The organism is Pseudomonas sp. A-1, from assembly GCF_004801855.1.
Classification (GTDB): Bacteria; Pseudomonadota; Gammaproteobacteria; order Pseudomonadales; family Pseudomonadaceae; genus Geopseudomonas.
The window spans coordinates 1-25,804 of record NZ_SSTC01000035.1; the positions used below are offsets into that span (position 1 = coordinate 1).

A 25,804-nucleotide genomic window follows, 5' to 3' on the forward strand; every position below is an offset into this window, starting at 1 on the left:
CGCGCTGGGCGGTCTGTGCCGCCGGCGCGGCGGCGGCCTCGGAGGCGGCCGCACGCGGCTGCGGCAGCAGTTGCACCAGCGCCGCGAGGGCCAGGGCGAGCAGGCACAGCAGCACCGCCGGCTGGCCGCCTAGGCTGTCCAGCGGCACCAGCAGGGTCAGGCTCTGCAGGATCACGGCAAGCAGCAGCAGGGCGCTGGCCAGGCGCTGCAGGCGCACGCGCGTGGTATCGGCCAGGGGGGCGACCAGCAGGTTGGCCAGGCCGGTGAAGGCCAGGTACAGGGCGTCGGGCTGCTGCAGCCAGGGCAGGGCGTCGGCGCGCAGGCTGGGGACGAACGACAGCAGCAGGGCGGCCGCGCCCGATAGGAGATGGACGGTTTTCAATATGCTCAAAGAACTCACCTTGGTAACGACGGATACTGACGATGGCGTCCGGGCGTGACGGGGGCGAAGCGGGAAGGGGAACGCCCGGAGAGGGGCGTACAGGTCAGGCCGGACGGCGCCGCGACGGCCTCGGCGAGAAATTGACGCGAGCGGTGCGGACGCGGCGGCTATTTAACCGTAAAGGCAGGCAGCGCTCAATTGCGCCGTTGGGCAAAGGCGCTCGCCTGGCGGGGTGGGGACCTGCAGGTGCGCTGTGCGGAGCGGCTGCCGGTGCGCCGAGGGTGGCAGCCTTCCGGCGGGCTGCGGCCAGGCGGCATTCTCGCGCGCCAGCATGATGCGCGGGCCGGGAAAAGCGCCGCCGGCGATGGCGCCAGCGGCGGGCCGCAGGGCCTGCGCCGCGTGATTGTTTCAGGCTATAATCCCCGCCCTTTATCACGGCAAGGCCTGCTGCCCGCGTGCCTGCGTCGCGCCGGCGGCCGTGGCGGCAGCGGTTGCCCACGGCAACCGCGGAGCGACCGCCGCCGGCAATCCACGACTGACCTTTGAGAAGCGAACCGACCATGATGCGCAGCCACTATTGCGGCCAACTCAACGAAAGCCTGGACGGCCAGGAAGTCACCCTGTGCGGCTGGGTCCATCGCCGTCGCGACCACGGCGGAGTGATCTTCCTCGACATCCGCGACCGCGAGGGGCTGGCCCAGGTGGTGTTCGACCCGGATCGCGCCGAGACCTTCGCCAAGGCCGACCGCGTGCGCAGCGAGTACGTGGTGAAGATCACCGGCAAGGTGCGCCTGCGCCCGGCCGGTGCGGTCAACCCGAACATGGCCTCCGGCGCCATCGAGGTGCTGGGCTACGAGCTGGAAGTGCTCAACCAGGCCGAGACCCCGCCGTTCCCGCTGGACGAGTACAGCGACGTCGGCGAGGAGACCCGTCTGCGCTACCGCTTCATCGACCTGCGTCGCCCGGAGATGGCCGCCAAGCTGAAGCTGCGCTCGCGCATCACCAGCAGCATCCGCCGCTACCTGGACGACAACGGCTTCCTCGACGTCGAGACGCCGATCCTCACCCGCGCCACCCCGGAAGGCGCGCGCGACTATCTGGTGCCGAGCCGCACCCACGCCGGCAGCTTCTTCGCCCTGCCGCAGTCGCCGCAGCTGTTCAAGCAGCTCCTGATGGTCGCCGGCTTCGACCGCTACTACCAGATCGCCAAGTGCTTCCGCGACGAGGACCTGCGCGCCGATCGTCAGCCGGAATTCACCCAGATCGACATCGAGACCAGCTTCCTCGACGAGCAGGACATCATGGGCCTGACCGAGACCATGATCCGCAACCTGTTCAAGGAAGTGCTGGACGTCGAGTTCGGCGAGCTGCCGCACATGACCCTGGCCGAAGCCATGCGCCGCTACGGCTCGGACAAGCCGGACCTGCGCATCCCGCTGGAGCTGGTGGACGTCGAGGACCAGCTCAAGGATGTCGAGTTCAAGGTGTTCGCCGGCCCGGCCAACGATCCCAAGTGCCGCGTCACCGCCCTGCGCGTACCGGGCGGTGCGAGCATGCCGCGCAAGCAGATCGACGACTACACCAAGTTCGTCGGCATCTACGGCGCCAAGGGCCTGGCCTACATCAAGGTCAACGAGCGCGCCAAGGGCGTCGAGGGCCTGCAGTCGCCGATCGTCAAGAACATCCCGCTGGACAACATCAACGTGATCCTCGATCGCGTCGGTGCGGTGGATGGCGACATCGTGTTCTTCGGCGCCGACAAGGCGAAGATCGTTTCCGAAGCCCTCGGCGCCCTGCGCGTCAAGCTGGGCCACGACCTGAACCTGCTGACCTGCGAATGGGCCCCGCTGTGGGTGGTCGACTTCCCGATGTTCGAGGAAAACGACGACGGCAGCCTGACCGCCATGCACCACCCGTTCACCGCGCCGAAGTGCAGCCCGGAGGAACTGGAGGCCAACCCGGCTGCCGCGCTGTCGCGCGCCTACGACATGGTGCTCAACGGCACCGAGCTGGGCGGTGGTTCGATCCGCATCCACAGCAAGGAAATGCAGCAGGCCGTGTTCCGCGTGCTCGGCATCAGCGAGGAAGAGCAGCAGGAGAAGTTCGGCTTCCTGCTCGATGCACTGAAGTTCGGCGCGCCGCCGCACGGTGGCCTGGCCTTCGGCCTGGATCGCCTGGTGATGCTGATGACCGGCGCCAGCTCGATCCGCGAAGTGATCGCCTTCCCGAAGACCCAGAGCGCCGCCTGCGTGATGACCCAGGCGCCGGGCGTGGTCGACGCCAAGCAGCTGCGCGAACTGAACATCCGCCTGCGCGAGCAGCCCAAGGCCGAATAAGCCGACACAGGAGCCTGGTTAAGCCAGGCTCCTTCAGTTTCGGCGCGGCAAAAGTACAAGATCCACCAGCAACACGACGGAGAGAGTCATGGCAGGTCATTCCAAATGGGCCAACATCAAGCACCGCAAGGAACGTCAGGACGCCAAGCGCGGCAAGATCTTCACCAAGCTGATCCGCGAACTGACCGTCGCGGCCAAACACGGTGGCGGCAACCCGGCTGACAATCCGCGCCTGCGCCTGGCGGTGGACAAGGCCCTGACTGCCAACATGTCGCGTGACGTCATCGAGCGCGCCATCGCCCGCGGCGCCGGCACCAACGAAGCCGACAACATGGTCGAGCTGAGCTACGAGGGCTACGCGCCGAGTGGCGTGGCGATCATCATCGAGGCCATGACCGACAACCGCAACCGCACCGCGGCCGAAGTGCGCCATGCCTTCAGCAAGTGCGGCGGCAACCTCGGCACCGACGGCTCGGTGGCCTACATGTTCGACCGCAAGGGGCAGATCAGCTTCGCCCCGGGCGTCGACGAGGACGCCCTGATGGAGGCGGCGCTGGAAGCCGGCGCCGACGACGTGGTCGCCGAGGAGGATGGTTCGGTCGAGGTGTACACCTCCTTCGCCGACTTCCTGTCGGTCAACGAGGCGCTGACCGCCGCCGGCTTCAAGGGCGACGAGGCCGAGGTGGCGATGATCCCGTCGATCACCGCGCCGATCACCGACCTGGAGACCGCGCAGAAGGTGCTCAAGCTGATCGACATGCTGGAAGACCTCGACGACGTGCAGAACGTCTACCACAACGCCGAGATCCCCGACGAGATCATGGAGCAGCTCGGCTGAGGCCAGGTGTCGGTGTGACCCGAGCCGGAAGGAGGCCTGTCCCTTCCGGCTTTGTTTTTGGGCGCGTCGTCATGCTCCGGCGTGTCGGGCGTGACGACGCGGCAGGGGGCACCTATACTCGCGGCTGGATAAATAGCCAGTGAGTGACGCTGGCGGACAAGGCGGATGACCCCTGCATGACCCTGATCCTCGGCATCGACCCCGGTTCGCGCATCACCGGTTACGGCGTGGTGCGCGACACCGGGCGCGGCTGCGAGTACATCGCCTCCGGCTGCATCCGCACCGGCGACGGCCCGCTGCCCGAGCGCCTGCAGAAGGTCTACCGTGGCGTGCGCGAGGTGATCCGCCTGCACGGACCGGTGATGCTCGGCATCGAGCAGGTGTTCATGGCGCGCAACGCCGACTCCGCGCTCAAGCTCGGCCAGGCGCGCGGCGCGGCGATAGTCGCGGCGGTGGAGGAGGGGCTGAGCGTCGCCGAGTACACCGCCAGCCAGGTCAAGCAGGCGGTGGTCGGCAGCGGCGCGGCGGACAAGCAGCAGGTGCAGCTGATGGTCATGCACCTGCTGGGCCTGCTGCAGAAGCCGCAGATCGACGCCTCCGACGCCCTGGCCATCGCCCTCTGTCACGCCCACCACCGGCAGAGCCTGATTCCCCATGGCCTGGCCACCGCCCGCCGGCGCGGCGGGCGCCTGCGCCTGTAACCCGAGGAGCCCATCTTGATCGGACGTTTGCGCGGTACCCTGGCGGAGAAGCAGCCGCCGCACCTGCTGGTCGACGTCAATGGCGTCGGCTACGAGCTGGAGGTGCCGATGACCACCCTGTACCGCCTGCCGGGCGTCGGCGAGGCGCTGACCCTGCACACCCACCTGGTGGTGCGTGAGGACGCCCAGCTGCTCTACGGCTTTGCCGAGAAGCGCGAGCGCGAGCTGTTCCGCGAGCTGATCCGCCTCAACGGCGTCGGTCCCAAGCTGGCCCTGGCGCTGATGTCCGGCCTCGAGGTGGACGAGCTGGTGCGCTGCGTGCAGGCCGGCGACACCAAGGCGCTGACGCGGGTGCCGGGGGTCGGCAAGAAGACCGCCGAGCGTCTGCTGGTGGAACTCAAGGACCGTTTCCAGGTCTGGGCAAGCATGCCGGCCATCGCCCCGCTGGTGGTGGAGCCGGCGCGTGCACCGGCGGTTTCCAGCGCCGAGGCCGATGCGGTCAGCGCCCTGGTGGCGCTGGGCTTCAAGCCGGCCGAGGCCAGTCGCGCCGTCAGTCTGGTGGACGCTGCCGACCTGTCCAGCGAAGAACTGATCCGCCGTGCCCTCAAGGGCATGGCCTGAACCCGTGGGTGAATCCCGATGATCGAAGCCGACCGCCTGGTCACCGCCAGCCCGCGCGAGCGCGAGGAGCAGCAGGATCGCGCCATTCGCCCGCTCAAGCTGGCCGAGTACATCGGCCAGCCGGTGGTGCGAGAGCAGATGGAGCTGTTCATCCGCGCCGCGCGCGGACGCAGCGAGGCGCTGGACCACACCCTGATCTTCGGCCCGCCGGGGCTGGGCAAGACCACCCTGGCCAACATCATCGCCCAGGAAATGGGTGTGTCGATCAAGAGCACCTCGGGGCCGGTGCTGGAACGCCCGGGCGACCTGGCCGCGCTGCTCACCAACCTCGAGCCGGGCGACGTGCTGTTCGTCGACGAGATCCATCGGCTGTCGCCGGTGGTCGAGGAGGTGCTGTACCCGGCGATGGAGGACTACCAGCTCGACATCATGATCGGCGAGGGGCCGGCGGCGCGCTCGATCAAGCTCGATCTGCCACCGTTCACCCTGATCGGCGCCACCACCCGCGCCGGCATGCTGACCAACCCGCTGCGCGACCGCTTCGGCATCGTCCAGCGCCTGGAGTTCTACGGCGTCGCCGACCTGGCGACCATCGTCGGCCGCTCGGCCGGCATCCTCGGCCTGCCCATCGACGCCGAAGGCGCCTACGAGATCGCCCGCCGCGCGCGCGGCACGCCGCGCATCGCCAACCGCCTGCTGCGCCGGGTGCGCGACTTCGCCGAGGTGCGCGGCCAGGGTGCGATCAGCCGCAGCATCGCCGACCGTGCGCTGGACATGCTGGACATCGACGCCCACGGCTTCGACCACCAGGACCGCCGCCTGCTGCTGACCATGATCGACAAGTTCGATGGCGGCCCGGTGGGCATCGACAACCTGTCGGCGGCCATCGGCGAGGAACGCCATACCATCGAGGACGTGCTCGAGCCCTACCTGATCCAGCAGGGCTACATCATGCGCACGCCGCGCGGGCGGGTGGTGACCCGTCACGCCTACCTGCACTTCGGCCTCGATGTGCCGGGGCGTCTCGGCGAGGACCGTGGCGCCGCAGCGGCCGCAGGCGACGACTGACGGAAAAAATAGTTGCCACGACCGTTGGCAACCGGGGGAGCCGGGACTAGAGTATGCGCGCGCAAAACAAGAGCCAGCCGTTCAGCCACCGTTGTCGGGTCTATTACGAGGACACCGATGCCGGTGGCGTTGTCTATTACGTCAACTACCTCAAGTTCATGGAGCGGGCCCGCACCGAGCGGTTGCGTGCGTCGGGCCTTGCCCAGTCGCAGCTGGTCGGCGAGAACCTGCTGTTCGTCGTGCATTCGGCCGAGGCCCGCTACCTGGCGCCGGCCCGGCTCGACGACGAGCTGTCGGTCAGTGCCGAGGTGGTGGAACTCAATCGTGCCAGTCTGGTCTTTCGCCAGCAGGTGCGCCGCATGTGCGACGATGCACTGCTCTGTGAAGGGCGTATCACGGTGGCCTGCGTGCGCGCCGACAGTTTCAAACCCCGGGCCATTCCCGAAGCGCTGCGAGCAGCCTTCGCCGGGCCGGGTCCAATCCCTGCAGGAGAGTAAGCGTGGAAGCCAACGCCGTTGACCATATGTCGATGTGGAGCCTGATCAGCAATGCCAGTTTCGTGGTGCAACTGGTGATGCTGGCCCTGGTCGCCGCCTCGGTCACCTCGTGGATCATGATCTTCCAGCGCAGCAGCATGCTGCGTGCCGCCAAGAAGGGGCTGGACACTTTCGAGGAGCGCTTCTGGTCGGGCATCGACCTGTCCAAGCTGTACCGCCAGGCCGGCAGCAACCCCGACCCGGACTCCGGCGTCGAGCAGATCTTCCGCGCCGGCTTCAAGGAGTTCTCCCGCCTGCGCCAGCAGCCCGGCGTCGACCCGGATGCGGTGATGGACGGCGTCAACCGTGCCATGCGCGTGGCCATCTCCCGCGAGGAGGAGAAGCTCGAGCAGAGCCTGCCGTTCCTCGCCACCGTCGGCTCGACCAGCCCGTACGTCGGTCTGTTCGGCACCGTGTGGGGCATCATGAACTCGTTCCGCGGTCTGGCCCAGGTGCAGCAGGCCACCCTGGCCACCGTGGCGCCGGGCATCGCCGAGGCGCTGATCGCCACCGCCATCGGCCTGTTCGCCGCGATTCCGGCGGTGATCGCCTACAACCGCTTCTCCGCCCGCGGCGAGATGCTGATCAACCGCTACTACACCTTCGCCGACGAGTTCCAGGCCATCCTGCACCGCAAGGTGCACACCAGCGACGATTGACGCCGTCTCCGGCCGCGCCCAGTACGGCGCCGCCGGATCCGCTTTTCCGACAGGTTCGATTCAAGACATGGCCAGAATTCGCAACAGACGCAAGCCGGTCGCCGAGATGAACGTCGTGCCCTACATCGACGTCATGCTGGTGCTGCTGGTGATCTTCATGGTGACCGCGCCGATGCTCAACCAGGGGGTCAAGGTCGACCTGCCCAAGGTGAGCAGCGAGGCGCTGCCGCAGGACAACAACGCCCAGGTGCTGACGATCTCGATCAAGGCCGACAAGACCTACTACTGGAACATGGGCAGCGAGGTCGACGTCGACACCGTGCAGGACACCGCACTGACTCTCGAGCAGATGACCCAGGCGGTCACCGCGATCATGAACCAGAACCGCAGCCAGGGTAAGCCGGTGCAGGTGTTCGTGCGTGCCGACAAGGCGGTCGACTACGGCGCGGTGATGGCGGCCATGGGCGGTCTGCAGCAGGCCGGCGTGGGCAACGTCGGGCTGATTACCGAGGCGCCCTGATGCAGCAGCGTGAGCGCTCTCCTTCGGAAAGCTACTTCTGGCCGAGCATCTGGGCGGTCGGCCTGCATGTGCTGATCTTCGCCATGCTGTTCGTCAGCTTCGCCATGACCCCGGAGCTGCCGCCGTCGCGGCCGATCGTCCAGGCCACCCTGTACCAGCTCAAGTCGCAGAGTCAGGCGAAGGTGCAGACCAACCAGCGCATCGCCGGCGAGTCGCAGAAGACGGCGGCGCCGCAGTACGAAACCGAGCAGATGGAGCAGAAGAAGGCCGAGCAGCAGAAGCTCGCGGCGGCCAAGGCTGCGGAACAAAAGCGCGCCGAGGAGGCTCGAAAGGCGGAGCAGGCCAAGGCTGCCGAGGCGCAGAAGCAGAAGGAAGCTGCCGCGGCCAAGGCCGAGGCGCAGAAGAAAGAGGCTGCCGCCAAGGCCGAGGCCGAGAAGAAGGCTGCCGAACAGAAGCAGCAGGCCGACATCGCCAAGAAGAAGGCCGCCGAGGAGGCAGCTAAGAAGAAGGCTGCCGAGGAGCTCGCCAAGAAGAAGGCGCAGGAGGAGGCCGCGAAGAAGAAAGCCGCCGAGGAGGCCAAGAAGAAGGCCGCCGAGGAGCAGGCGAAGAAGGCTGCCGAAGAAGCCAGGAAGAAGGCTGCCGCCGAGGAGGCGAAGAAGAAAGCCGCCGCCGAGGCCGCCCGCAAGGCGCAGGAGGACAAGAAGGCCGCCGCGCTGGCCGAGCTGCTCGCCGACGACGTGCAGCATCAGCAGGCGCTGGCCGACGAGGTCGGCGACAAGGTGGCCGGCAACCTCGATGACCTGATCATCAACCTGGTCAGCCAGCAGTGGCGGCGGCCGCCGTCGGCGCGCAACGGCATGAGCGTGGAGGTACTGATTCAGATGCTGCCGGACGGCACCATCACCAACGCCAGCGTGAAACGGTCCAGCGGCGACGTGGCCTTCGACAATTCGGCGGTAGCCGCGGTGCGCAACGTCGGCCGCATCCCGGAAATGCAGCAACTGGACCGCGCGACCTTCGACAAGATGTACCGTCAGCGTCGCATCATTTTCAAACCGGAGGACTTGAGCCTGTGAACACCCTGATCCGCATGGCCCTGCTGGGCCTGGCGCTGCTCGCCGGTGTGGCGAAAGCGGCCGACCCGCTGGTGATCTCCAGCGGTACCCCTCGCGCCACTCCCATCGCCGTGGTGCCGTTCGCCTCGCAGGGCGGCGCCGTGCTGCCCGAGGACATGGCCGAGATCGTCGGCAACGACCTGCGCAACTCCGGCTACTTCGAGCCGATTCCGCGGCAGAACATGATCAGCCTGCCGAGCCAGGCCGGCGAAGTGATCTACCGCGACTGGAAGGCCCTCGGCGCGCAGTACGTGCTGACCGGCAGCATCGTGCCCGGCGGCGCCGGCGTGCAGATCCAGTACGCGCTGTTCAACGTCACCACCGAGCAGCAGATGCTGACCGGCAGCGTCGGCGGCAGCACCGCCCAGCTGCGCGACATGGCGCACTACATCGCCGACCAGTCGTTCGAGAAGCTCACCGGCATCAAGGGCGCCTTCTCCACCAAGCTGCTGTTCGTCACCGCCGAGCGCTTCTCGGCCAACAACACCCGCTACACCCTGCAGCGCGCCGACTACGACGGCGCCCGCGCGGTGACCCTGCTGCAGTCGCGCGAGCCGATCCTGTCGCCGAGCTTCGCCCCGGACGGCCGGCGCATCGCCTACGTGTCGTTCGAGCAGCAGCGCCCGCGCATCTTCGTGCAGCACATCGACACCGGCCGTCGCGAGCAGGTCACTAACTTCGAGGGCCTCAACGGTGCGCCGGCCTGGTCGCCGGACGGCAGCCGCCTGGCCTTCACCCTGTCGCGCGACGGCAACCCGGAGATCTACGTGATGGACATGGGCAGCCGCCAGGTGCGCCGCGTGACCAACAGCCCGGCGATCGACACCGAGCCGTTCTGGGGCAAGGATGGCCAGACCATCTACTTCACCTCCGACCGGGGCGGCAAGCCGCAGATCTACAAGACCAGCATCGGTTCGGGCGGCGCGGAGCGGGTGACCTTCATCGGCAACTACAACGCCAACCCGAAACTGTCCGCCGACGAGAAGACCCTGGTAATGGTCCATCGCCAGGACGGCTTCACCGTGTTCCGCGTGGCAGCCCAGGACCTGCAGCGCGGCACCCTGCGCGTGCTCTCCGCGCAGACCAGTCTGGACGAGTCGCCCACTGTCGCGCCCAACGGCACCATGCTAATCTACGCCACCCGTCAGCAGGGCCGTGGAGTGCTGATGCTCGTCTCCACCAACGGACGCGTTCGTCTGCCGTTGCCTGCAGCTCAGGGTGAAATCCGCGAGCCTTCCTGGTCGCCCTACATTCAGTGAGGGCGCGCTGCTGCTCGTTTTAATGCGTTGTCCTGAACAAGTTGTTTTTGAACACACCACTGGGGTTTTGAAAGATGGAAATGCTGAAATTCGGCAAGTTTGCTGCGCTGGCTCTGGCTATGGCAGTTGCCGTGGGTTGCTCGTCCAAGGGTGGCGACGCCGCTGGCGAAGGCGCTGTTGATCCGAACGCCGGCTACGGTGCCAACGCCGGTGCCGTCGATGGCAGCATGAACGGTGAAGAAGCCGCTCTGCGCGCCATCACCACCTTCTACTTCGAGTACGACAGCTCCGACCTGAAGCCGGAAGCCATGCGCGCCCTGGACGTCCATGCTCGCGACCTGCAGGCCAACGGCGCCCGCGTCGTCCTGGAAGGCCACGCCGACGAGCGCGGCACCCGCGAGTACAACATGGCTCTGGGCGAGCGTCGCGCCAAGGCCGTGCAGCGCTATCTGGTCCTGCAGGGCGTTTCCCCGGCCCAGCTGGAGCTGGTGTCCTACGGTGAAGAGCGTCCGCTGGCCGCTGGCAGCGGCGAAGAGAGCTGGGCGCAGAACCGTCGCGTCGAGCTGAAGAAGTAAGAAGCCATGCGCAAGCACTCCCGTCTCCTGACCCTGCTGGCCCTGGCCGCGCCCCTCTCGACCTGGGCCCAAGTGCCCGTCATGGAGGGCAGCAGCGGTTATCCGCCGTCCGGCTACGGGGCGACGGGGGCTGCTTACGCCGGTGGCGCGGCGCCTGCCGCGACCACCTCGGCGCAAGGCGAGCTCTTCCTGCAGCTGCAGCAGCTGCAGGAAGAGGTTGCCCGCCTGCGCGGCACCCTGGAAGAGCAGCAGTACGAGATCCAGCAGCTCAAGCAGCAGAGCCTCGAGCGCTATCAGGACCTCGACAGCCGGCTGTCCGCCGCACCCCAGGCTCCCGCCCAGGCACCGGTGGCACCTGCCGTCGGCGCATCGGGCGCCGCTCCTGCCGCCCAGGCTCCGGCTGCCAATGCCGCACCGGGGGATCCGGCCAAGGAGAAGCTGTTCTACGACGCCGCCTTCGACCTGATCAAGGCGAAGGACTTTGCCAAGGCCGATCAGGCCTTCACCGCATTCCTGCGCAAGTATCCGAGCAGCCAGTACGCCGGCAACGCCCAGTACTGGCTGGGTGAGGTCAAGCTCGCCCAGGGCGACCTGCAGGGCGCCGGCCGCGCCTTCGCCCAGGTCAGCCAGAGCTATCCGCAGCACCAGAAGGTGGCGGACTCGCTGTACAAGCTGGCCGATGTCGAGCAGCGCCTCGGCAACGCCGCCAAGGCCAAGGGCATCCTCCAGCAGGTGGTCGCCCAGTATCCGGGCACCTCGGCCGCCCAGCTGGCCCAGCGCGACCTGGCCCGCCTGCCCTGACGGCAGGCGTTGTCGATGAAACCCGCGCCTGGCGCGGGTTTTTTCGTTAAAATCGTCGTCCTTTTCCACATCCTGCAACGGAGGCGGTTGGCCTGTTTCGCCAGCACGCCCGGGGCTTATGAATCAGACTCTGCGTATCACCGAAATCTTCTATTCGCTGCAGGGCGAAGCGCGTACCGTCGGCCTGCCGACCGTGTTCGTCCGCCTCACCGGCTGTCCCCTGCGCTGCGGCTACTGCGATACCGCCTACGCCTTCAGCGGTGGCGAGCTGATGACCCTCGAGGAAATCCTCGCCCGGGTCGCCAGCTACCGGCCGCGCCATGTCTGCGTGACCGGCGGCGAGCCGCTGGCGCAGCCCAACTGCATCCCGCTGCTCGCCGCGCTCTGCGATGCCGGCTACCAGGTGTCGCTGGAGACCAGCGGCGCGCTGGACATCGCCCCGGTGGACACCCGGGTCAGCCGGGTGGTCGACCTGAAGACCCCGGGCTCGGGCGAGGTCGGCCGCAACCGCTACGAGAACCTGGCCGAACTGACCCGCAACGACCAGGTCAAGTTCGTGATCTGCTCGCGCGAGGACTACGACTGGGCGGTGTCGAAGCTGATCGAGTACCGCCTCGACCAGCGCGCCGGCGAGGTGCTGCTGTCGCCCAGCCACCAGCAGCTGCAGCCTCGCACCCTGGCCGAGTGGATCATCGCCGACAACCTGCCGGTGCGCCTGCAGCTGCAGCTGCACAAGTACCTGTGGAACGACGAGCCGGGGCACTGAACATGAGCGACAAGAAAGCGGTCATCCTGCTGTCCGGCGGCCTCGACTCCGCCACCGTGCTGGCCATGGCCCGCGCCGAGGGCTACGCCTGTTACACCATGAGCTTCGACTACGGTCAGCGCCACCGCGCCGAGCTGCAGGCCGCCGAGCGGGTGGCGCGCCAGCTGGGCGCCATCGAGCACAAGGTGGTCGGCATCGACCTCAACGGTATCGGCGGCTCGGCGCTGACCGACGCCAGCATCGCCGTGCCGGAGACGCCGGGCGAGGGCATTCCGGTGACCTACGTGCCGGCGCGCAACACCCTGTTCCTGTCGCTGGCGCTGGGCTGGGCCGAGGTGCTGGGCGCGCGCGACATCTTCATCGGCGTCAATGCGGTCGACTACTCGGGCTACCCGGACTGCCGCCCCGAGTTCATCGACGCCTTCGAGCGCCTGGCCAACCTGGCGACCAAGGCCGGGGTGGAGGGCGAGGGCTTCCGCATCCGTGCGCCGCTGCAGTACCTGTCGAAGGCCGAGATCATCCAGGCAGGCATCGCCCGCGGGGTGGATTTCGCCCTGACCGTGTCCTGCTACCAGGCCGATGCCGACGGCCGCGCCTGCGGGCGTTGCGACAGCTGCCGCCTGCGCGCCGAGGGCTTCGCCAGCGCCGGGATCGCCGATCCGACCCGCTACGTTTGAACTTTTTTTCGGAAAAAGTTGAAATTCCGAATTAAATCAGTATGATGCGCAGGCGTTGGGTCGTTAGCTCAGTGGTAGAGCAGTTGGCTTTTAACCAATTGGTCGTAGGTTCGACCCCTACACGACCCACCACTTTTTCCAAAGCCCCGAGTTGGCCGTCACAGCATGGCTGTTCGGGGTGAAGCAGCAAGATGTAGATGTTCCTGGGTCGTTAGCTCAGTGGTAGAGCAGTTGGCTTTTAACCAATTGGTCGTAGGTTCGACCCCTACACGACCCACCACTTTCCCCGCTGTTCCCCGTTCCACCTCCCGCTCGTTATCCCGTCTGGTGCTCTGGATCGGGTGTATACTCCGGTTCCCGCACCCTAACCTTCAGGTGCAGCGAACATGACGCAGATCTCCGAACGACTCCTCGTCCAGGCCCATCTCGACGCCAAACAGCCGCGCGCGCTGACCGCCGAGGAAGTCGCCGACTACCGCCAGGCCATCGCCGCCGAACTCAAGGCGCGTGACGCCGTGCTGGTCGCCCACTACTACACCGACCCGATCCTCCAGGCGCTTGCCGAGGAAACCGGCGGCTGCGTGGCCGACTCGCTGGAGATGGCCCGCTTCGGCAGCCAGCACCCCGCCTCGACCATCGTGGTCGCCGGCGTGCGCTTCATGGGCGAGACGGCGAAGATCCTCAATCCGGAAAAGCGCATCCTGATGCCGACCCTGGAGGCGACCTGCTCGCTGGATCTGGGCTGCCCGGTGGAGGAGTTCTCCGCCTACTGCGACCAGCATCCCGAGCGGACCGTGGTGGTCTACGCCAACACCTCGGCGGCGGTGAAGGCGCGCGCCGACTGGGTGGTGACCTCCAGCTGCGCTTTGGAGATCGTCGAGAGCTTGATGGACAACGGCGAGAAGATCCTCTGGGCGCCGGACCAGCACCTGGGCCGCTACATCCAGCGCGAGACCGGTGCCGACATGCTGCTGTGGGAAGGCGCGTGCATCGTCCACGAGGAGTTCAAGACCAAGCAGCTGCAGGACCTCAAGGCGCTGTATCCCGAGGCGGCGGTGCTGGTGCATCCGGAGTCGCCGGAGTCGGTGGTGGAGCTGGCCGATGCGGTGGGCTCCACCAGCCAGCTGATCAAGGCGGCGCAGACCCTGCCCAACCAGATCTTCATCGTCGCCACCGATCGCGGCATCCTCTACAAGATGCAGCAGCTGTGCCCGGGCAAGTCGTTCATCGAGGCGCCCACCGCCGGCCAGGGCGCAACCTGCCGCAGCTGCGCGCACTGCCCGTGGATGGCGATGAACACCCTGGAGCGCACCCTGCAGTGCCTGCGCGAGGGCAGCAACGAGATCCACGTCGATCCGGTGCTGATCCCCAAGGCGGTCAAGCCGCTCAAGCGCATGCTCGACTTCACCCAGGCGGCGCGCCTGAAGGCGACCGGCAACGCCTGAGGGTGTCCCCCTGAATGCAGAAGGCCCGGCTTGCGCCGGGCCTTCGCGTTTCTGCGCGGCGCTCAGCGCAGCAGCTTGTCGATCATCCGCTTCTCCTCGGCCAGCTCCTGATAGCGCGCATCGATGCGCGCAGCCAACTGGAAGTTGTCGCTGGCGCGGCGGCGGGCGAAGTCGAGCTGTTCCAGTGCCTGGTCGTAGTCGCCGGTCAGGGCGAAGTATTCGGCGCGGGCCTGATGCACGCCGACGATGTTGCCGGACAGGCCGCGGGTCTCGGCCTGCTGGTACCACAGCTCGGCATCGCCGGGGCGCTCGGCGAGCAGGCGATCAAGCAGGCGCTCGGCATCGGCCGGACGGTTCTGCTTGCGCAGCAGCTCGCTCTGGTACTGGCGCAGCGGGTAGCTGGACGGGTACAGGCCGAGCAGGCGCTGCAGGCGCTGGCCGGCGGCGTCCAGGCGGTTGGCGGCGAGGTCGAGGTCGACCTGGGCGAGGTTGTAGGTGATGTCGTTGGGTGCCTTGGCCAGCAGCGGCTGCAGGGTCTTGGCGGCCGCCTCCAGCTGGCCGCTGCGGGTCTGCGCCAGCGTCAGGCCGTAGCGCGCTGCATCCAGCTGCGGATTTTCCTCGAGCAGGGCGCGGAAGCGCTTGGCGGCCAGCCCCGGCGAGTTCTCGTAGTTCAGTTGCACGCGGGCGCGCATCAGCTGGTAGCGCAGGCTGTCGCGGTTTCCGCCGTTGCTGAACTGCTCGGCACGGTTGCGCGTGTCGGCCACCCGCGATTCGCTGAGCGGGTGGGTGAGCAGGAATTCCGGCGGCGCCTGGGTGTAGCGGTACTGGCGCATCAGGCGCTCGAACATGCTCGGCATGGCGCTCGGGTCGTAGCCGGCCTGCTTGAGGTTGAGAATGCCGATGCGGTCGGCTTCCTGCTCGTTCTGCCGCGAGAAGCGTCGCTGCGCCTGGATGGCGGCGGCCTGGGTCGAGGCGATGGCGGCGATGCCGGCGTCGCCGGCGCCGGCCGCGGCGGCCACCACGCCGGCGAGCATGGCCGCCATCAGCGGCACCTGCATGCGCTGCTGCTCCTCGAGGCCGCGGGCGAAGTGGCGCTGCGACAGGTGCGCCAGTTCGTGGGCGAGCACCGAGGCGTATTCGGCCTCGCTCTGCGCGTGGAGGAACAGGCCGGCATTGACCCCGATCACCCCGCCGGGGGCGGCGAAGGCGTTGAGCTGCGGGCTGTCGAGCAGGACGAAGACCAGGCGGCGGTCCTCGAGCTGGCTGGTTTCCGCCAGACGGTAGACGCTGCTCTCGACGAAGTCCTTGAGCTGCGGGTCGGACAGACTCTTCACCTGGCCGCGCAGCACGCTGAGCCAGGCGCGGCCGAGCTGGTGCTCCTGGTCGGCGGAGACGATCGCCGAGCTGGCATCGCCCAGCGACGGCAGCTCGCTGGCGAGGACCGGGGGCGCCAGCAGGCAGGCCAGCGTCAGCAGGGTGGGGCGCAGGATCTTCATCGCTCGGGCTCGTTGCGGCAAAGTCCTACTCTAGCCGCTGCCCGGCCCGGCTGGCCAGTGATGCGCCGGCTTGGGTATGCTGCGTGGCATTTGCGGAGAGTGACGATGAGCGAACCCTGCGGGCCGGTGCCGGCCCATGACGCCGAGCTGGACGCCAGCGGCCTGAGCTGCCCGCTGCCGCTGCTCAAGGCCAAGCTGGAACTCAACCGCCTGCCCAGCGGCGCGGTGCTCAAGGTGACCGCCACCGATGCCGGCTCGCAGCGCGATTTCCGTGCCTTCGCGCGGCTGGCCGGTCACGCGCTGCTGCGCGAGGAAGAGGAGGGCGGCTGCTTCCGTTACTGGCTGCGCAAGGCCTGACGGCCCGCTGCGTCAGCCGGCGTTCAGCGCCCGGGCGGCGGCCAGCACGGTGTCGACGTGGCCCGGCACCTTCACGCCGCGCCATTCCTGGCGCAGCACGCCATCGCGGTCGATGAGGAAGGTGCTGCGCTCGATGCCCAGGTACTCCTTGCCGTACAGCTTCTTCGGCTTGATCACTTCGAACAGCCGGCACAGCTGCTCGTCGGCATCGGAGATCAGCTCGAAGGGGAACTCCTGCTTGCACTTGAAGTTCTCGTGCGACCTCAGGCTGTCGCGCGACACGCCGAACACCAGGGTGTTGGCGGCGGCGAATTCGCCGTGCAGGTCGCGGAAGTTCTGGCCCTCGGTGGTGCAGCCCGGGGTGCTGTCCTTGGGGTAGAAGTACAGCACCACCTGCTTGCCGCGCAGCGCGCTGAGCACGACCTGCTGGCCGCTGGTGGCCTGGACCTGGAAGTCGGCGACGGGCGAATCGATGGCTACGGGCATGGGGCTCTCCTTGGACGCATGGGGTTACGGGTTCTGCGGGCGCCACGGCTCGATCAGGGCGTCGAGGTTGAGGGCGTCGGCGAAGTCGAGGAACTGGTCGCGCAGCCAGCTGATCTGGGTGCCCGGCGGCAGGGTCACGGTGATGGTGGCGTTGAGCAGCAGGGCGCCGGTCTGCGGTGCCTGGTAGGTGTCGCAGGTGATGTTTTCCAGCTCGACGCGGTGGTCGCTGAAGAACTGGCACAGCTCGCCGAGGATGTCCGGACGATAGGCGGCGCTGACGTAGACCACGTAGGGCAGGGCGTTGGGCCGCTCCACGGCGGCGGCGCTGCGGATCACGTTGAGGCTGAACTTGTGGCGCTTGGCCAGGGCGCCGAGGCCGGCTTCCAGGCGCGCCAGGCCGTCCCAGCTGCCGCTGAGCTGCAGCACCAGGGCGCTGTACTCGCCGTGGCGGGTCAGGCGGCTGCTGACCACGTTGCAGCGGCTTTCCTGGGCGGCGCGACAGAGTACGCTGGTGAGCTCCATGGGCGAGGCTCCCAGGGCGCTGATCACGAGAAACTGTTCACGGGGTGGAATGGTCGACATGCAGGATTCCTGGAGCAAAGAAGTGGCGGCAGAACGGCTGCCGGCAAAGGCGGGAAGGGTAGCGAAAAGCGCCGACCAGGGGAATGGCCGGCCCGCCGCCGCCAGCTTGTGCAAGGCCGGTGGCGCCAGTAACATTACGCCTTTCTTTATATAGCGGCAGGAGTGGTTGCATGATTGCGGGCAGTATGGTGGCACTGGTCACGCCCATGGATGCACAGGGCCGTCTGGATTGGGACAGCCTGACCCAGCTGGTCGATTTTCAACTCCGGGAAGGCACCAACGCCATAGTCGCGGTCGGCACCACGGGTGAGTCCGCGACGCTGGACGTCGAGGAGCACGTGGCGGTGATCCGTCACGTGGTCAAGCAGGTCGCCGGGCGCATCCCGGTGATCGCCGGCACCGGCGCCAACTCCACCCGCGAGGCCATCGAGCTGACCGCCGCCGCCAAGGAGGCCGGTGCCGACGCCTGCCTGCTGGTGACCCCGTACTACAACAAGCCGACCCAGGAAGGCCTGTACCTGCACCACAAGGCCATCGCCGAAGCGGTGGCCATCCCGCAGATCCTCTACAACGTGCCGGGGCGTACCGCCTGCGACATGCTGCCGGACACCATCGCCCGTCTCTCCGAAGTGCCGAACATCATCGGCGTCAAGGAAGCCACCGGCGACCTGGTCCGCGGCAAGGAAGTGCTGGACAAGGTCGCCTCGGGCTTCCTGACCTTCTCCGGTGACGACGCCACCGCCGTCGAGCTGATGCTGATGGGCGCCAAGGGCAACATCTCGGTGACCGCCAACGTCGCCCCGCGCGCGATGAGCGAGCTGTGCGCCCTGGCCATGCGTGGCGAGGCCGAAGCCGCCCGTGCCATCAACGAACGCCTGATGCCGCTGCACCAGAAGCTGTTCTGCGAGGCCAACCCGATTCCGGTGAAGTTCGCCCTGCACGAAATGGGCCTGATTCCCGAAGGCATCCGCCTGCCCCTGACCTGGCTCAGCCAGGGCTGCCAGGAGCCGCTGCGCCAGGCCATGCGCCAGGCCGGCGTGCTGGCCTGACCCGACGGAGAGAGAACACGCATGAAGCGACTGGCCGGATTTTCCGCGCTCGCCCTGAGTATCGCTGCCAGCAGCGGATGCGGCTGGATCTGGGGCGACAACGGCTACTTCCGTGATCGCGGCAGCGATTACCTGACGGCCCGCGAGGCGGCGCCGATGCAGCTGCCGCCGGATGTCCAGGCGCGCCCCCTCGAGCCGCTGTTGCCGGTGCCGGCCGCGGTGCCGACGCCGAGCGCCGAGGGCAAGTTCGAGGTGCCGCGTCCGCGCGCCCTGCGCGCCGGCGAGATCGCCTCCGCTGGCGATGCGCCGGGTGGCAGCGTATCGCTGCTGGCCGATCGCAGCTTCGACGCTCCTGCACGCGTCAGTCTGGGCCAGGACGGCAGCGGCAACCCGCTGCTGACCCTGGCCAGCGACTTCGATCGCGCCTGGTCGGCCGTCGGCCGGGCGCTGCAGGATGCCGACGTGCGCGTCGACGACATGAACCGCAGTCTCGGCGTCTACTACATCAACCTTGCGGAGGAGGCGAAGCAGCCGGACGAGGAGCCGGGCTTCTTCTCTCGTCTGCTCGGCGGCAAGGACGAGGCCGAGGACATCGAGGCGCGTGCCGAGCGCTATCAGGTACGCCTGACCAGCGTCGGCGGCAGCGTGCAGGTGTCGGTAGACAAGGGCATCGACGCCGTGGCACCGGCCGACGTGGCGCGCCGCGTGCTGGAGCTGATCCAGGATAAACTCGGCTGAGCAGGGCCTTCGGGCTCCAGCCATCCACCGCGACAGGCGAAACCCCTCGGGTTTCGCCTGTCTTGCTTACCAGAAACGGAAATGCCGCTATGAGCACACCCACCACTCTGAGCCTGAAGAAGATCTACTCGGGCAAGGTCCGCGACCTCTACGAAATCGACGACAAGCGCATGCTGATGGTGGCCACCGATCGTCTCTCGGCCTTCGACGTCATCCTCGAGCAGCCGATCCCGGAGAAGGGCAAGATCCTCACCGCCATCTCCAACTTCTGGTTCGACAAGCTCAAGGGCCTGGTGCCCAACCACTTCACCGGCGACCGGGTCGAGGACGTGGTGCCGGCGGCCGAGCTGCCGCTGGTGGAGGGCCGCGCGGTGGTCGCCAAGCGCCTCAAGCCGGTGCCGGTGGAGGCCATCGTGCGCGGCTACCTGGTCGGCTCCGGCTGGAAGGAGTACCAGAAGAGCGGCACCGTCTGCGGCATCGCCCTGCCGGCCGGCCTCAAGGAGGCGGCCAAGCTGCCGCAGCCGATCTTCACCCCCTCGACCAAGGCCGCCGTCGGCGATCACGACGAGAACATCTCCTTCGCCCAGTGCGAGGCGATCATCGGCGCCGAGCTGGCCGCCAAGGTGCGCGACACCGCCATCGCCCTGTACAGCGCGGCGGTCGAGTACGCCGCGACCCGCGGCATCATCATCGCCGACACCAAGTTCGAGTTCGGCCTCGACGAGGACGGCACCCTGACCCTGATGGACGAGGCGCTGACCCCCGACTCCAGCCGCTTCTGGCCGGCCGACAGCTACGCCGAAGGCAGCAATCCGCCGAGCTTCGACAAGCAGTTCGTGCGCGACTGGCTGGAGTCCACCGGCTGGAACAAGCAGCCGCCGGCCCCGGCGGTGCCCGTCGAGGTGGCGCAGAAGACCGCCGACAAGTACCGCGAGGCGCTGACCCGGCTGACCCGCTGAGCATCGCCGCGGCGCGCAAGTTGCTGATCCGGCGCGAAAAAAACTCTCGAGGGGGCTTCGCCAAACGGATTCTAGCTGGTATCATGTGCGCCGACTTGGGGGAGATGCCGGAGTGGTCGAACGGGACGGATTCGAAATCCGTTGTATCCGCGAGGGTACCTAGGGTTCAAATCCCTATCTCCCCGCCATATTCAGGCCCCGGAAGCTTCGGCTTCCGGGGCTTTTTCATTTTGCGGGGAAAGCTTTCCTCCCCGGTCGTGGCCGGCCTGTCCTTTCCGTGCTTTTCGTCCGTCGGCGGGAGCGCGTGCACGCTGGCTTTCGCGAGAAAAGGCCCTGTGATTCGCGCGCTCTTCTGAAGGCTGTCCATGGCTGTCGCTGCGCCAGGGGAAACCGCGGCGGGCGACCACAACGCTATCTACCCATCGAATGGATCTCGCACCGTGAAGAAATGGATCATGGCGCCGCTGCTGGCGTTCGCGCTGTCCCCCGTCCACGCCCAGCCCCTGAATGTCGCCAACTGGAACGACTACATCGATCCTGCGGTGCTGGCGGATTTCACCCGGGAAACGGGGATCGAAGTCAATTACCGGACCTACGACAGCGATCAGGAAGTCTACGCGCTGCTGAAGCAGGGCGAGGCCCTGGATGTCGTGGTGCCCTCCACGGACAACTTCGGCAAGCTGATCAGGGAGGGATTGCTGCGGCCCTACGCGGCGGCCAGTCTGCCGGGGTTCGAGGCGCTCGAGCCGCTGATCATGGCGCGCGTGGCCGGCCATGATCCGACCCACGAGTACGGCGTGCCCTACCTGTGGGGCAGCATCGGCCTGGCGGTGAACGTGCCGCAGGCTGAAGCCGCGCTGGGCGGCCCGGTGCCCAATACCTGGGGGCTGGTCTTCGACAAGGCCCTGCTGGCCAGGTTGTCCGCCTGCGGGGTGACCCTGCTCGATTCGGCCAACGACGTGACCAGCCTGCTGGCCAACTACCAGGGGCGTAGCCTCGGAACGGCCGGCGAGGCCTATGTCTCGCGGGTGCTGGAGCAGCTCGGGCGGTTGCGCCCGCATTACCGCTACATCGACAGCAGCCGCTACGTCGACGATCTGGGCAGCGGCAAGCTTTGTGTGAGCATGGCCTGGACCGGCGATGCCCTGGCCGCTGCGGCCAAGGGGCTGCCGGTGAAGTTCATGGTGCCGGAGGAGGGCAGCCTGGTGTTCGTCGACATCCTGGCGATTCCTGCCGCCGCAAAGAACCCCGAGGAGGCGCAGGCCTTCATCCGCTACATGCTGCGCCCCGAGGTTTCCGCGCGCATTGCCCGGGCCACCTACTACCAGACGCCGAACGCCAGGGCGCGTCAGGCGCTGGAGGCGGAGGGCGGCAGCGTGCAGGCGGCGCGACTGAGTGCCGACATGTTCGGCTACCAGGCGCCGCGCGAGGAGGTCGGCAAGCTGATCGACGACTTCTGGCCGCGCCTGCTGGAGAATCGGGTAGGCGGCCGCTGACGCCTTCGCCGCCCCAGCCCAGCCCGGCACAGTCCGGGCTGGGCATGTCCTGCCGGACCGAGCGGCCGGGCTTTCCGCGGCGCGGGCGGGCGACTCAGGCGCGCGCCGGCAGTTCCGGCAGGCTGGGCATGCCCGACGGCTGGCGGCTGCGCCACAGCACGGCGACCAGCAGCAGGCCGACCAGTCCCCAGCCCGCGGCCTGGATGTTGAGTAGGGTTTCCTGCCAGAGCATGATCGGCAGGCCGATGCCGATCAGCACGGCGAGCAGGCCGAGTTCGTCGCGCGGTCCGCGCGACGGCCAGAGGAAGAAGCTCAATGCCGGCAGCAGCATGGCGAAGGTGGGGAAGCTGCGATAGCGGGGGTCGAACACCTGGGCCATCATCAGCCAGGCGCCGGCCAGCGCAATGGCCAGCAGCAGCGTGCTGGAGCGGCTCGCCAGCCAGGTGGCCAATCGGGCGCGCCAGCCTGCCGCCGGCGGGTTGAGGTGCAGCAGCCCGCGCGCGGCGCTCAGCAGGCTCAGCAGGAGCAGGGCGCCGTGCCACAGCCACTCGCCCGGATGGCGGCTGTCCAGGCGCATCTGCTCGGCCCACAGGGTGATGACGGCGGCGGCGATGCCGGTGGCCAGCGGCAGTTGCCAGGCGGATGGCCGGGCGAGCGGAGCGCCGCCCAGCAGCAGGCCGCCGCCCAGCAGCAGGATGCTCAGGCCCAGCCAGTGCTGCCAGTCCGGCAGGTTGGATACCGGTCCGGCCAGCACGCCCTTGTCGTTGCGGTGGGCGTCGAGCAGTCCCCAGTAGCCGCCGACGGTCCCTTCGCTGATGCGCTTCCAGGGCTGGTCGAAGGCCTCGATCAGGTTGTACTGCCAGCCGTTCTGCTCGGCCATGTCGATCACGCCGCGCATGAATCGCGCCTCGTTGACCCGGCTGGGGCGTGCATCCTCGCGCTGGCGGCCTTCGCTCGGCCAGCCGGTCTCGCCGATGAAGATCGGCTTGGGCGCATATCTTTCCTCGAACTCGTCGTGCACGCGCCTGACCTGCGCCAGTGCGCCGTCGATGCCGGTAGGGTCGTCCTCCCAGTAGGGCAGCAGGTGGATGGTGATGAAATCCACCGCCGGGGCGATCTCCGGGTGGCGCTCCCAGAACTCCCAGACGTCGGCGTAGGTCACCGGCTGCTCGACGCGCGACTTCACCTCCTCGATCAGCGCGGTCAGGTGGCTGGCGCTGATCTCGCGGCGCAGCAGCGCCTCGTTGCCGACGATCACCGCGCTCACCACGTCCGGGTGGGCGTTGGCCATGCGGATCACCCGCTCGATCTCGCGGCGGGTCGCCTTGGGTTCGCGGCTCACCCAGGCGCCGATCATCAGCTTGAGGCCATGCTGGCGGGCCAGGTCGGGCAGGTAGTCGAGGCCGGTCACCGAGTAGGTGCGCAGGCAGTCGAAGCGCTCGGCGAGCAGGGCGACGTCGGCCTCGACGCGCTCGCGGCGGATGTTCAGCGGCTTGTTGAACGGCGACTGGTCGTGGTCGAACGGGCTGTAGGACGCGCATTGCAGCTTGTCGCTGGCCAGTTGCGGGTCGGGCAGCGGCTGCTCGCGGCCAAGGCCGTACCACAGGCCGGCGAGGGCGATCAGGGTGAACAGCAGGGACAGGCAGTACAGCGGGAGGCAGCGCGATCGGGCGGTCATGGTGGCACGGGGCGATAGGCGAAGCCGCGGATATTAAAGATCGCCCCGCCCGTGCGCCAGAGGCGTGCACGTTCTGTAACAGGCTGCGCGGAACATGCAGCGGTGCTCAGGCGTGCCGGTGCTGCCAGCGCGCTGCGGAGGATTGCTGCCTGTCGGTCTGCCGATGCTCCACGCGCTGCCAGATCTTCTCGTGCAGGAAGAAGCCGACCGAGTTGCACAGCGGTTCGACGATGGCCAGCAGGCTGCCGACGGCCAGGCTGCCGGTCAGGGCATAGGCCACGCCGAAGGCGATGCAGAAGTGCATCAGGGTGAAGGTCATGGTCTTGAGCATGGTGCACCTCCGCGTGGTTGAACGAGATCGGTTGTCGCCTGGTAGCAAGCATGGCTCGCGGCGGGAGGTCTGGGAAATGGCTGTCGTCGATGGATCAAATAGGTGATCTCAATCAAAAGTCGAATTGTCACCAGTTTTTTCCGTCAAGGCCGCAGGCGCTCAAGATCAAGGGTTTGGGGCACGACTAAAGTCGTCTGGTGTTCGTCGGTGGGGGTCATAAAGTAGCGTACATGCCACCCAGTGGGAGGCTCGACAGACGTTGGAGACTAATAATGAACAATGAAAACGTGTACCGGCAGATCTATGCCAACCCACGCTTCCAGGAACTGGTCGCCAAGCGCGGTCGTTTCGCGTGGATCCTTTCGACGATCATGCTGGTGGCCTACTTCGCCTTCATCCTCGTGATCGCCTTCGATCCGAAGGTGTTCGGCATTCCGCTCGGCCCGGATACCGTCACGACCTGGGGCATCCCGGCTGGCCTGGGCCTGATCTTCCTGGCCATCGCCCTGACCGGTGTCTACGTGCAGCGTGCCAACGGCGAGTTCGATCGCATCAACCAGGAAATCCTCAACGAGGCCCAAAAATAATGATTGCTCGTTTCCTGAGCGCTGCAGCCCTGCTGGCAGCCTCCCCGATGCTGCTGGCGGGCGAAGCCCTGACCGGCGAAGTCCAGAAGCAGGCGACCAACTGGACCGCCATTTCCATGTTCGTGATCTTCATCGTCCTGACGATGGGCATCACCAAGTGGGCGGCCAAGCGCAACACCTCCACCGCCGACTACTACACCGCCGGCGGCAGCATCACCGGCTTCCAGAACGGCCTGGCGATCGCCGGTGACTACATGTCCGCGGCGTCCTTCCTGGGTATTTCCGCCCTGGTGTTCACCAGCGGCTTCGACGGCCTGATCTACTCCATCGGCTTCCTGGTCGGCTGGCCGCTGATCCTGTTCCTGATGGCCGAACGCCTGCGCAACCTGGGCAAGTTCACCTTCTCCGACGTGGCGTCCTACCGTCTCGGCCAGACCCAGATCCGCGTCCTGTCGGCCCTGGGCTCGCTGACCGTGGTCGCCTTCTACCTGATCGCCCAGATGGTCGGTGCCGGCAAGCTGATCCAGCTGCTGTTCGGTCTCGACTACTACGTCGCGGTGATCCTGGTCGGCGTGCTGATGGTCTGCTACGTGCTGTTCGGCGGCATGCTGGCCACCACCTGGGTGCAGATCATCAAGGCGGTCCTGCTGCTGTCCGGTGCCAGCTTCATGGCGCTGATGGTGATGAAGCACGTGGGCTTCGACTTCGGCTCCCTGTTCTCCGAAGCCGTGAAGATCCACACCAAGGGCGAGGCCATCATGAGCCCCGGCGGCCTGGTGACCGATCCGGTTTCCGCGATCTCCCTGGGTCTGGCCCTGATGTTCGGTACCGCCGGTCTGCCGCACATCCTGATGCGCTTCTTCACCGTGTCTGACGCCAAGGAAGCCCGCAAGAGCGTGTTCTACGCTACCGGCTTCATCGGCTACTTCTACATCCTGACCTTCATCATCGGCTTCGGCGCGATCCTGCTGGTCAGCACCAACCCCGAGTACAAGGACGCCACTGGCGCCATCATCGGCGGCACCAACATGGTGGCCATCCACCTGGCCAACGCCGTCGGCGGCAACCTGTTCCTCGGCTTCATCTCCGCCGTGGCCTTCGCCACCATCCTGGCGGTGGTTGCCGGTCTGACCCTGGCTGGCGCCTCGGCCGTGTCCCACGACCTGTACGCCTGCGTGATCAAGAAGGGCAAGGCCAAGGAAGAGGACGAGATGAAGGTGACCAAGCGCACCACCCTGGCTCTGGGTGTGGTCGCGATCCTGCTGGGTATCGCCTTCGAGAAGCAGAATATCGCCTTCATGGTGGGTCTGGCCTTCTCCATCGCCGCCAGCTGCAACTTCCCGGTCCTGTTCCTCTCCATGTACTGGAAGAACCTGACCACCCGCGGCGCGCTGATCGGTGGTGCACTGGGGCTGTTCACCGCGCTGGTCCTGACCATCCTCAGCCCGACCGTCTGGGTGCAGGTGCTGGGCAACGCCGAGGCGATCTTCCCGTACTCCTACCCGGCGCTGTTCTCGGTGGCTGTTGCCTTCATCGGCATCTGGTTCTTCTCGATCACCGACAAGTCCAAGATGGCCAGCGACGAGCGCGAGCGTTTCTTCCCGCAGTTCGTGCGTTCGCAGACCGGCCTGGGTGCCACTGGTGCGGTAGCGCACTAAGCGGCACGCTCAACCGAGCCAAGCAAGAAGGGGCAGCCTGCGGGCTGCCCCTTTTTGTTTGTTGGCGGCTTTTCTCCGCCGCCATGGC

The 25,804-nt window shown here is 67.3% G+C and carries 28 protein-coding genes and 3 tRNA genes; 25 read left to right on the top strand and 6 right to left on the bottom strand.

Annotation, left to right across the window (positions count from 1 at the left end):
* Window positions 1-385, bottom strand: a 385-nt coding sequence (locus tag E5198_RS09885) for a cold shock domain-containing protein membrane protein (protein WP_305956052.1), incomplete at its 3' end; no start/stop codon positions are given.
* A 557-nt stretch (window positions 386-942) separates the two neighbouring features.
* On the opposite strand from E5198_RS09885, the gene aspS reads away from it, so the two are divergent.
* From aspS to nadA, 17 genes are all read left to right on the top strand, one after another.
* Window positions 943-2,718, top strand: a complete 1,776-nt coding sequence (gene aspS, locus E5198_RS09890) for an aspartate--tRNA ligase (protein WP_136489832.1) — start codon at window positions 943-945, stop codon at window positions 2,716-2,718.
* Window positions 2,719-2,806: 88 nt separating this feature from the next.
* On the top strand, window positions 2,807-3,556 hold the full coding sequence (locus E5198_RS09895; RefSeq protein ID WP_136489833.1) for a YebC/PmpR family DNA-binding transcriptional regulator: 750 nt from the start codon (window positions 2,807-2,809) through the stop codon (window positions 3,554-3,556).
* A gap of 176 nt (window positions 3,557-3,732) precedes the next feature.
* A complete protein-coding gene (ruvC, locus tag E5198_RS09900; protein ID WP_136489834.1) occupies window positions 3,733-4,257 on the top strand; it encodes a crossover junction endodeoxyribonuclease RuvC in 525 nt (174 codons plus the stop codon).
* Window positions 4,258-4,272: 15 nt separating this feature from the next.
* Complete coding sequence (gene ruvA / locus E5198_RS09905) at window positions 4,273-4,878, top strand: Holliday junction branch migration protein RuvA (RefSeq protein ID WP_136489835.1); 606 nt, start codon at window positions 4,273-4,275, stop codon at window positions 4,876-4,878.
* 18 nt (window positions 4,879-4,896) lie between these two features.
* A complete protein-coding gene (gene ruvB / locus E5198_RS09910; protein WP_136489836.1) occupies window positions 4,897-5,946 on the top strand; it encodes a Holliday junction branch migration DNA helicase RuvB in 1,050 nt (349 codons plus the stop codon).
* A gap of 53 nt (window positions 5,947-5,999) precedes the next feature.
* Entirely contained in the window at window positions 6,000-6,443 is a 444-nt protein-coding gene (gene ybgC / locus E5198_RS09915; protein WP_136489837.1) for a tol-pal system-associated acyl-CoA thioesterase, read from the top strand.
* Between the two features lie 2 nt (window positions 6,444-6,445).
* Window positions 6,446-7,141, top strand: a complete 696-nt coding sequence (gene tolQ / locus E5198_RS09920; RefSeq protein ID WP_136489838.1) for a protein TolQ — start codon at window positions 6,446-6,448, stop codon at window positions 7,139-7,141.
* Between the two features lie 67 nt (window positions 7,142-7,208).
* Window positions 7,209-7,661 (top strand): protein TolR, encoded by a 453-nt coding sequence (tolR, locus tag E5198_RS09925; RefSeq protein ID WP_136489839.1) that lies wholly within the window; start codon window positions 7,209-7,211, stop codon window positions 7,659-7,661.
* Window positions 7,658-8,737, top strand: coding sequence for a cell envelope integrity protein TolA (tolA, locus tag E5198_RS09930; protein WP_168772513.1), 1,080 nt, complete (start codon window positions 7,658-7,660; stop codon window positions 8,735-8,737). The genes tolR and tolA overlap by 4 nt, the downstream gene beginning before the upstream one ends.
* Window positions 8,734-10,035, top strand: a complete 1,302-nt coding sequence (tolB, locus tag E5198_RS09935; protein WP_136489841.1) for a Tol-Pal system beta propeller repeat protein TolB — start codon at window positions 8,734-8,736, stop codon at window positions 10,033-10,035. Before tolA ends, tolB begins: the two co-directional genes overlap by 4 nt.
* 74 nt (window positions 10,036-10,109) lie before the next feature.
* Entirely contained in the window at window positions 10,110-10,610 is a 501-nt protein-coding gene (pal, locus tag E5198_RS09940; RefSeq protein ID WP_136489842.1) for a peptidoglycan-associated lipoprotein Pal, read from the top strand.
* 6 nt (window positions 10,611-10,616) lie between these two features.
* Window positions 10,617-11,411, top strand: a complete 795-nt coding sequence (ybgF, locus tag E5198_RS09945) for a tol-pal system protein YbgF (protein ID WP_136489843.1) — start codon at window positions 10,617-10,619, stop codon at window positions 11,409-11,411.
* Between the two features lie 118 nt (window positions 11,412-11,529).
* Window positions 11,530-12,177, top strand: a complete 648-nt coding sequence (gene queE / locus E5198_RS09950; protein WP_136489844.1) for a 7-carboxy-7-deazaguanine synthase QueE — start codon at window positions 11,530-11,532, stop codon at window positions 12,175-12,177.
* Window positions 12,178-12,179: 2 nt separating this feature from the next.
* Window positions 12,180-12,854 (top strand): 7-cyano-7-deazaguanine synthase QueC, encoded by a 675-nt coding sequence (gene queC / locus E5198_RS09955; protein ID WP_136489845.1) that lies wholly within the window; start codon window positions 12,180-12,182, stop codon window positions 12,852-12,854.
* A 57-nt stretch (window positions 12,855-12,911) separates the two neighbouring features.
* A tRNA-Lys gene (locus E5198_RS09960) sits at window positions 12,912-12,986 on the top strand.
* Window positions 12,987-13,059: 73 nt separating this feature from the next.
* A tRNA-Lys gene (locus E5198_RS09965) sits at window positions 13,060-13,134 on the top strand.
* A 106-nt stretch (window positions 13,135-13,240) separates the two neighbouring features.
* Window positions 13,241-14,299 (top strand): quinolinate synthase NadA, encoded by a 1,059-nt coding sequence (gene nadA, locus E5198_RS09970; RefSeq protein WP_136489846.1) that lies wholly within the window; start codon window positions 13,241-13,243, stop codon window positions 14,297-14,299.
* 62 nt (window positions 14,300-14,361) lie between these two features.
* On the opposite strand, the gene E5198_RS09975 is transcribed toward nadA, so the two are convergent.
* Window positions 14,362-15,795, bottom strand: coding sequence for a M48 family metalloprotease (locus tag E5198_RS09975; protein ID WP_136489847.1), 1,434 nt, complete (start codon window positions 15,793-15,795; stop codon window positions 14,362-14,364).
* Window positions 15,796-15,900: 105 nt separating this feature from the next.
* On the opposite strand from E5198_RS09975, the gene E5198_RS09980 reads away from it, so the two are divergent.
* Window positions 15,901-16,152, top strand: coding sequence for a sulfurtransferase TusA family protein (locus E5198_RS09980; RefSeq protein ID WP_136489848.1), 252 nt, complete (start codon window positions 15,901-15,903; stop codon window positions 16,150-16,152).
* Between the two features lie 12 nt (window positions 16,153-16,164).
* Here E5198_RS09980 and E5198_RS09985 read toward each other — a convergent pair whose 3' ends face one another.
* Both E5198_RS09985 and E5198_RS09990 read right to left on the bottom strand, forming a co-directional pair.
* Window positions 16,165-16,638, bottom strand: coding sequence for a peroxiredoxin (locus tag E5198_RS09985; RefSeq protein WP_136489849.1), 474 nt, complete (start codon window positions 16,636-16,638; stop codon window positions 16,165-16,167).
* Window positions 16,639-16,662: 24 nt separating this feature from the next.
* A complete protein-coding gene (locus tag E5198_RS09990; RefSeq protein ID WP_136489850.1) occupies window positions 16,663-17,220 on the bottom strand; it encodes a glycine cleavage system protein R in 558 nt (185 codons plus the stop codon).
* Between the two features lie 170 nt (window positions 17,221-17,390).
* On the opposite strand from E5198_RS09990, the gene dapA reads away from it, so the two are divergent.
* The 5 genes from dapA (at window position 17,391) to E5198_RS10015 (ending at window position 21,462) form a co-directional block, all read left to right on the top strand.
* Entirely contained in the window at window positions 17,391-18,269 is an 879-nt protein-coding gene (gene dapA, locus E5198_RS09995) for a 4-hydroxy-tetrahydrodipicolinate synthase (RefSeq protein WP_136489851.1), read from the top strand.
* 21 nt (window positions 18,270-18,290) lie between these two features.
* A complete protein-coding gene (gene bamC, locus E5198_RS10000; protein WP_136489852.1) occupies window positions 18,291-19,007 on the top strand; it encodes an outer membrane protein assembly factor BamC in 717 nt (238 codons plus the stop codon).
* Between the two features lie 89 nt (window positions 19,008-19,096).
* Entirely contained in the window at window positions 19,097-19,966 is an 870-nt protein-coding gene (locus tag E5198_RS10005) for a phosphoribosylaminoimidazolesuccinocarboxamide synthase (protein WP_136489853.1), read from the top strand.
* Window positions 19,967-20,064: 98 nt separating this feature from the next.
* Window positions 20,065-20,154 (top strand) — tRNA-Ser (locus tag E5198_RS10010).
* A gap of 252 nt (window positions 20,155-20,406) precedes the next feature.
* Window positions 20,407-21,462 (top strand): extracellular solute-binding protein, encoded by a 1,056-nt coding sequence (locus E5198_RS10015; RefSeq protein WP_168772510.1) that lies wholly within the window; start codon window positions 20,407-20,409, stop codon window positions 21,460-21,462.
* A gap of 94 nt (window positions 21,463-21,556) precedes the next feature.
* Here the strand turns inward: E5198_RS10015 and E5198_RS10020 are convergent, their stop codons facing one another.
* A complete protein-coding gene (locus E5198_RS10020) occupies window positions 21,557-23,140 on the bottom strand; it encodes a beta (1-6) glucans synthase (protein WP_136489855.1) in 1,584 nt (527 codons plus the stop codon).
* 106 nt (window positions 23,141-23,246) lie between these two features.
* Complete coding sequence (locus E5198_RS10025) at window positions 23,247-23,471, bottom strand: DUF2061 domain-containing protein (RefSeq protein WP_136489856.1); 225 nt, start codon at window positions 23,469-23,471, stop codon at window positions 23,247-23,249.
* A gap of 272 nt (window positions 23,472-23,743) precedes the next feature.
* Between E5198_RS10025 and E5198_RS10030 the strand changes: the two genes are divergently transcribed.
* Together E5198_RS10030 and E5198_RS10035 are read left to right on the top strand one after the other, a co-directional pair.
* A complete protein-coding gene (locus E5198_RS10030; RefSeq protein WP_168772511.1) occupies window positions 23,744-24,058 on the top strand; it encodes a DUF485 domain-containing protein in 315 nt (104 codons plus the stop codon).
* On the top strand, window positions 24,058-25,716 hold the full coding sequence (locus E5198_RS10035) for a cation acetate symporter (protein WP_136489857.1): 1,659 nt from the start codon (window positions 24,058-24,060) through the stop codon (window positions 25,714-25,716). The genes E5198_RS10030 and E5198_RS10035 overlap by 1 nt, the downstream gene beginning before the upstream one ends.
* Window positions 25,717-25,804 lie beyond the last annotated feature (88 nt).